This window comes from Bacillus sp. GMs2/2 (assembly GCF_050172095.1).
GTDB classification, from domain to species: domain Bacteria; phylum Bacillota; class Bacilli; order Bacillales; family Bacillaceae_G; genus Bacillus_A; species Bacillus_A cereus.
In genome coordinates, this window is the sequence record NZ_JBNLYE010000192.1 from 1 (window position 1) to 7,507 (window position 7,507).

Sequence of the window (7,507 nt, forward strand, 5' to 3'; positions counted from 1 at the left end):
GAAATTCGTGATGTTAGACCTGTTCAAGAGCTAGGAAAAAGAATATATATCGATATTCAAAGACAAAAAATCTTTTTAGATAATGTAGAAAAAGATAAGGAAGTTAAAATACCTATTTATAATTTACAAGGAGAGCCACTTGATACTATTCAATTGAAGAGTGAAGATGGGATAGTTAATAATGGTTCTGTTAAATGGGGGACTACTGGTGAAAAAACATACGAATTTACGTTGGATATAAAGCCAGAAGAGAACCGTATTAAGTTTAATGGAACAGTAATTCAAAATGTTGTTGAAAGATTAGACGAAATCAAGGAAACAATAAAAGAGGATAATGAACAAAAGGAAAATGTAATTCTCGATAAAACTTTACAACAACATATTAATAAAGAGAATTTAGGTAGAGAGAATTTAAACGCTCCTATTACAAAAGAAGATTTATTACAGATTAAAAAATTAGAGATACTTAAAGAAAATGGAAATGAGATAAAAAATATAACAGGTTTAGAGTATATGACGAACTTAGAAAAACTCACTTTAGAAGGAGTAGGCCTGAAAAATATTGAGTTCATCTCAAACTTGAAACAATTGAATAATGTGAATGTATCTCATAATCAAATTGAAGATATAACACCACTATCTTCATTGGAAAATTTACAGTGGTTAAATCTTACAGATAATCGTATTAAAGATGTAACGGTTCTTGGATCAATGCTAGACTTACTTAGTTTAAAATTAGCTGAAAATGAGATTCGTGATGTAAGGCCATTAATACAATTAGGTCAGTGGATAACAATTGATGTTAGAAGGCAAAAGGTCATTTTGGATGATGCAGAAATAAATAAAGAAGTGAAAATTTCTGTATATGATTTAGAGGGAGAGCCAATTGAAAAAATTACACTAAAGAGTGAAGGTGGAACGCTTACTGATGAGGGAATCATTTGGCGTACTTTAGGAGAAAAAATATATGAATTTGATTTAGATGCAGATCATTATGAGACTGGCATATTATATAGTGGCATTGTAATGCAGAATATAGTAGAAAAATTAATACCAAAAGAAGAAGTGAAAGAACCGGTAAAAGAAGTTGAAGAAACAAAAGAAGAAGTGAAAGAACCGGTAAAAGAAGTTGAAGGAACAAAAGAAGAAGTGAAAGAGCCGGTAAAAGAAGTTGAAGAAACAAAAGAAGAAGTGAAAGAACCAGTAAAAGAAGTTGAAGAAATAAAAGAAGAAGTGAAGGAACCGGTAAAAGAAGTTGAAGGATCGAAAGAAGAAGTGAAAGAACCGGTAAAAGAAGTTGAAGGAACAAAAGAAGAAGTGAAAGAGCCGGTAAAAGAAGTTGAAGGAACAAAAGAAGAAGTGAAAGAGCCGGTAAAAGAAGTTGAAGGAACAAAAGAAGAAGAAAAAGAGCCAACAAAAGAAGTTGAAGAAGCGAAAGAACCAAAGAAAGAAGCGAAAGAACCAAAGAAAGAAGTAAAAGAATCAGCAACAGGATTGGATCAAGAGCCAAAAGGGAATAATCAAGTTGTTGAAAACGAGGGAAGAAAAGCAGACACTTTAAATAAACAACATACTAATAAGCCAGAGGAAGGTAAGAAATTTTTACCATCAACAGGCGGTGAAGCTAGCACTTCGACTTTACTTTCTGGCATAACACTTGTTCTTTCCGCACTAAGTATGTTCGTATTTAGAAAGAGATTATTTAAGAAATAAATAACGTTTAATCTTATTATTATATATAATTAATTTTTGCTTTTTTGAGAAGACATTATCATGGCGGTTTTATTAGAAACATGCATATGATGATGTCTTTTTTTACTAGAGAAGGATATTACTAGTGATTGTCTAAGTGTATTAGAAAAGGAGGGGAAGTTATGCATATTAATTCTATTTCAAAGATCGAAGAAGCTGCAGAATTTATTTCGATGATGAATAAAGATATTACGCAGCATGTTGGTTATTGCGGGGAAAATCATGAAGAAATATTGGACGCTATTCTTCATGGTTTTTCTGATATAGGGTGGGAGAAGTCTTTTGTCGTTTCTTATAATGATAATAATGAAATTGTAGGTGTATTAGGATTTGATATAGATGAGATAAGCGAAAGTGCGGAGATTTGGGGGCCTTTTATTATAGCTTCGAATTGGGGAGAGATTGCTTTAAGTATGTGGAAGAAACTTATCGAGAAAATTCCACTTCATATTCAAAAGTTTCATGGATTTTATCACGTGAAAAATAGTAATGGTATCGACTTTATGAAATATTTACAAGCTAAAAAACAAGAGAAACATAGCGTTTTAATTTTAAAGAAAACTAATGTGGAGCAATGTACAATAAATCAAGTAGAGGAAGCATCTCAACAAGTATTTGAGCAGTTTATTGTTTTACATAATAATATTTTTCCTAATACATATTATGAAGGAAATGAAATCATTGAACGTTTAAGTGATACGAATAAATTATTTGTAAGTATGAAGAATGGTAAGTTAGAAGGTTATGTATATGTTGAAGTAAATCCGGAGTTTCATGAAGCTAATATTGAATTTATTGCAACCGCTGAAAATAGTAGAAGAAAAGGTGTCGGAGAGCGGATATTGCAAGGGGCAATTCAGTATATTTTCTCTTTCCAAGGGATGAGAGAGATAGTACTATGTTTGAATACGAATAATGATCATGCGATGAAATTGTACAAGAAAGTAGGTTTTGAGGAAAAAGCATGTTTACAACACTATATAATAGAGTGAAAAACCCATTCATATGAATGGGTTTTATTACGGATTTAGAAGTGATTTGAGGCGCCAATCGTTACATAACCTTTTTTATTTTTTTCGGCACTTCTTTCGTTTGCAAATTAACATCTTCTTTTCGTAGCTCTTTAAAGAGTGAAGTAACCATAAGAACGACTACAATAGAAAATGGTAGCGCAGCAATTATAGCTGCGATTTGTAGTGCATTTAATCCTCCAGCTTGTAATAAAATAGCGGCAATTATCGCGATTGTTAATCCCCATATAAGTTTTAAACTATTTTTCGGTGATAAACTTCCGTTACTCGTTTGCATGGAAACAACAAATGTTGCTGAATCGGCAGAAGTAACGAAAAATGTGGCTACTAAAATTAACCCGATAATCGTTAAAAATGTAGAGAATGGTAGATGTGAAATAACAGCAAATAATCCAATCTCTGTACCATTTTTTGCAATTTCATCAGCTATTCCAAGCGATTGGAACATTTCCATATGGATTGCGGTACCACCAAATACTGCAAACCAAAATGTACAGATAAGAGTCGGGACTAATACAACTCCAAAAATAAATTCTTTTATTGTGCGCCCTTTAGAAATACGAGCGATGAATGTACCGACGAATGGAGACCAAGAAATCCACCATCCCCAATAGAAAATAGTCCAGTTTTCAATCCAAGAAGAAGATTTTTCATTAAATGCTCCTAAATTTAATCCCATACTAGGCAAAGCTCCAATATAAGAACCGAGTGTAGATGTGAAATATTTCATAATAAATACGGTTGGCCCTAAAAATAAAAAGGAGACGAGTAAAATACCTGCAAGAGAGAAATTTAAGTTACTCAAATATTTAATCCCACGATCTAAGCCAGTTTGTGCACTCGTTAAATATAAAACGGCGAAGATGGCGATAAGTACGAGCTGTGTAAGTAAAGTGTTATGAATAGAAGGGAATAAATAGCTTAATCCTCCAGCAATTTGTTGAGCACCAATCCCAACAGATGGTACAATGCCAAATACTGTGGCTAAAACAGCTAAAATATCGACTGTTTTTCCGATACGAGAATTTTTCGATCGATTAAATAATGGAGTAACTGTAGCCCCGATAGTGCCACCTTTTTGTTTGCGGAATGTGAAATATGCAATTGTTAAAGCGACCATTGCGTATAGTGACCATGGAAAGAGACCCCAGTGGAAAAATGAATATTGCATAGCGAGTTTGGCACTTTCCTCTGTCCCCGCTTTTCCTGTTAATGGATCTGTAAAATGTGAAATCGGTTCAGCGATTCCATAAAAGAGGAGTCCAATCCCCATTCCTGCTCCAAACAACATGGATAGCCAAGATGGATAATTATATTTTGGCTTTTCTCCATCTTTACCAAGACGAATAGAACCGAACTTAGAAAATGCTAAATAAGCAGCCAAAATAATCATTGTAGTCATAAGTAGAGAGTAAAACCACCCAAATTTATTGAGGATAAATGAGTTTAAAAAAGATGTAACACTTTGTAAATCGTAGCCTTGTATCCAACTTGCTGGGGTAATTCCCCATATAATGAATAATGTTGTTAGCAAGAAGGAGATATAAAATACACTGTTTTCTTTTTTTATCATAGAATCCCACCCTTATTTAATAAAGTTAACAATTATAATAATCATAACAATTAAGTTTTAAATTGTCAAAAAATTCCCTTTTTATAATGTGAAAGGATGCAATTTGTTTTAGGGAGGTAAAGAGCAATGTGTTCACGATATGTACAAATTATAGGAAGAAATAATATGAAATATTGCATTTTATATTGTTACATCCAGATTTTATGTTAAATTCTTGAATGGAATATTAAAATAGGGGGCAAGGATATGAACAAGAAATCAAAGATCAATAAAGTGATGCTTAGCATTAGTACAATGGCTTTATCGTTAGGCGCACTTCAAACTCATGCAGCAGCAGAAGAAAAAGCACCGTATAACGTGTTGAAAACGAAACCGGTTGGAATTGAAAAGTCGGTAGATGAAGTTGGACATATTTCAAAAGTTGATGAAACTTTATCATTTCAAGAACGTTTAAAAGTAGGAGATTTTTCACAGCGACCAGCATCTATTACGAAGAAAACTGCAGTAAAGCAAGTTAAAGAAAGCTATTCAATGGCTGATTTAAACAAAATGAATGATCAAGAATTAGTTGAAACGTTAGGCAGTATTAAGTGGCACCAAATTACAGACTTATTCCAGTTTAATGAAGATGCAAAGGCTTTTTATAAAGATAAAGGAAAAATGCAAGTCATTATAGATGAATTAGCTCATAGAGGTAGTACATTTACGAAAGATGATTCAAAAGGAATTCAAGCGTTTACTGAAGTGCTGCGTTCAGCTTTTTATCTTGCATTTTATAATAGTGAATTAAGCGACTTAAATGAAAGAAGCTTCCAGGACAAATGTTTACCTGCTTTAAAAGCAATCGCAAAAAATCCGAATTTTAAGCTTGGTACAGTTGAACAAGATACAGTCGTATCTGCATACGGTAAATTAATTAGTAATGCTTCAAGTGATGTTGAAACGGTTCAATACGCATCGAATATTTTAAAGCAATACAATGATAATTATACTACTTATGTAAATGATCGAATGAAGGGACAAGCAATATACGATATTATGCAAGGTATTGACTATGATATACAGTCGTACTTAACTGTGGCTCGTAAAGAAGCGAATGAAACGATGTGGTATGGAAAAGTAGATGGGTTTATTAATGAAATAAATCGTATTGCTCTTCTAAATGAAGTAACGCCAGAAAATAAATGGCTCGTTAATAATGGCATTTATTTTGCTAGCCGTTTAGGGAAGTTTCATAGTAATCCAAATAAAGGATTAGAGGTTGTTACACAAGCAATGCATATGTACCCGCGCTTAAGTGAACCGTATTTTGTTGCGGTAGAACAAATTACAACAAATTATAATGGTAAAGATTATAGCGGGAATACAGTAGATTTAGAGAAAATACGTAAAGAAGGAAAAGAGCAATACTTACCAAAAACGTATACATTCGACGATGGATCAATTGTGTTCAAAACAGGAGATAAAGTATCAGAAGAAAAAATTAAGAGACTATATTGGGCTGCGAAGGAAGTAAAGGCACAGTATCACCGGGTAATTGGAAATGACAAAGCGTTAGAGCCAGGAAATGCGGATGATGTATTAACGATCGTAATTTATAATAGTCCAGATGAATATCAGTTAAATAGACAATTGTATGGATATGAAACAAACAACGGTGGAATTTATATTGAAGAGACAGGTACATTCTTTACATATGAGCGTACACCAGAGCAAAGTATTTATAGTTTAGAAGAGTTATTCCGTCATGAATTTACTCATTATCTGCAAGGGAGATATGAAGTTCCTGGTTTATTTGGAAGAGGAGATATGTATCAAAATGAAAGGCTAACTTGGTTCCAAGAAGGAAATGCAGAGTTTTTCGCAGGATCTACTCGTACGAATAACGTTGTACCAAGAAAGAGTATAATTAGCGGATTATCATCTGATCCTGCAAGCCGTTATACAGCAGAGCGTACACTATTTGCTAAATACGGTTCTTGGGATTTCTATAATTACTCGTTCGCATTGCAATCTTATTTATATACACATCAATTTGAAACGTTTGATAAAATTCAAGATTTAATTCGAGCGAATGACGTGAAAAATTATGATGCATATCGTGAAAATCTAAGTAAAGATCCTAAGTTAAATAAAGAGTATCAAGAGTATATGCAGCAGCTAATCGATAATCAAGATAAATATAATGTACCGGAAGTAGCAGATGATTATTTAGCTGAACATGCAACGAAGTCGTTAGCAGCGGTGAAGAAAGAAATTAGTGATACGTTGCCTATGAAAGATACAAAAATGACAAAACATAATTCTCAATTCTTTAATACATTTACATTAGAAGGTACGTATACAGGTAGTGTCACAAAAGGTGAATCAGAAGATTGGAAAGCAATGAGTAAAAGAGTAAATGAATCTTTAGAACAATTGGCGCAAAAAGAATGGAGTGGCTACAAAACTGTTACAGCATACTTCGTCAATTATCGTGTGAATAGTTCAAATGAATTTGAATATGATGTAGTCTTCCATGGAATCGCAAAAGATGACGGAGAAAATAAAGCTCCAACGGTTAATATAAATGGCCCTTATAGCGGTCTTGTAAAAGAGGGAATTCAATTTAAAAGTGATGGCTCAAACGATGAAGATGGAAAAATTGTTTCTTATTTATGGGAATTTGGAGATGGAAGCACAAGTGCAGAAGTGAATCCAGCACATGTATATGAAAGAGAAGGTTCTTATAAAGTATCGTTAAGAGTAAAAGATGATAAAGGCAAAGAGAGCAGAAGTGAAACAACTGTTACGATTAAAGATGGAAGTTTAACAGAATCAGAACCAAATAATCGTCCAGAGGAAGCAAATCGTATCGGGCTAAATAGTACGATAAAAGGTAGCCTTATTGGCGGGGACCACACTGATGTTTATACATTTAATGTAGCATCAGCGAAAGATATCGATATTTCCGTTTTAAATGAGTATGGAATCGGGATGACATGGGTGCTGCACCATGAATCAGATATGCAAAATTATGCAGCTTACGGTCAAGCTAATGGAAATCATATAGAGGCAAAAATGAATGCAAAACCAGGTAAGTATTATTTGTATGTATATAAATATGATAATGGCGATGGAACGTACAAATTATCAATAAAATAAGTACTTT

Annotated in this window: 4 protein-coding genes; 3 read left to right on the plus strand and 1 reads right to left on the minus strand. The window is 33.3% G+C overall.

Going from position 1 to position 7,507, the window contains the following annotated elements:
- Both ACQGS6_RS19435 and ACQGS6_RS19440 read left to right on the plus strand, forming a co-directional pair.
- The coding region (locus tag ACQGS6_RS19435; RefSeq protein ID WP_426965450.1) for an LPXTG cell wall anchor domain-containing protein at positions 1-1,713 on the plus strand (1,713 nt) is incomplete at its 5' end.
- A 161-nt stretch (positions 1,714-1,874) separates the two neighbouring features.
- Positions 1,875-2,744: a GNAT family N-acetyltransferase gene (locus tag ACQGS6_RS19440; protein WP_000547921.1), complete on the plus strand. Its 870-nt coding sequence runs from the start codon at positions 1,875-1,877 to the stop codon at positions 2,742-2,744.
- Between the two features lie 61 nt (positions 2,745-2,805).
- Here ACQGS6_RS19440 and opuD read toward each other — a convergent pair whose 3' ends face one another.
- Positions 2,806-4,356 (minus strand): glycine betaine transporter OpuD, encoded by a 1,551-nt coding sequence (opuD, locus tag ACQGS6_RS19445; protein ID WP_426965451.1) that lies wholly within the window; start codon positions 4,354-4,356, stop codon positions 2,806-2,808.
- Between the two features lie 246 nt (positions 4,357-4,602).
- Here opuD and colA point away from each other — a divergent pair, with 246 nt between their 5' ends.
- Positions 4,603-7,500 (plus strand): collagenase ColA, encoded by a 2,898-nt coding sequence (gene colA, locus ACQGS6_RS19450; protein WP_001036401.1) that lies wholly within the window; start codon positions 4,603-4,605, stop codon positions 7,498-7,500.
- Positions 7,501-7,507 lie beyond the last annotated feature (7 nt).

Excerpts from the sequence above, each read along its gene's own strand:
- ACQGS6_RS19440 (WP_000547921.1), top strand. The coding sequence starts at position 1,875 with ATGCATATTAATTCTATTTCAAAGATCGAAGAAGCTGCAGAATTTATT.
- opuD (WP_426965451.1), bottom strand. The coding sequence starts at position 4,356 with ATGATAAAAAAAGAAAACAGTGTATTTTATATCTCCTTCTTGCTAACA.
- colA (WP_001036401.1), top strand. The coding sequence starts at position 4,603 with ATGAACAAGAAATCAAAGATCAATAAAGTGATGCTTAGCATTAGTACA.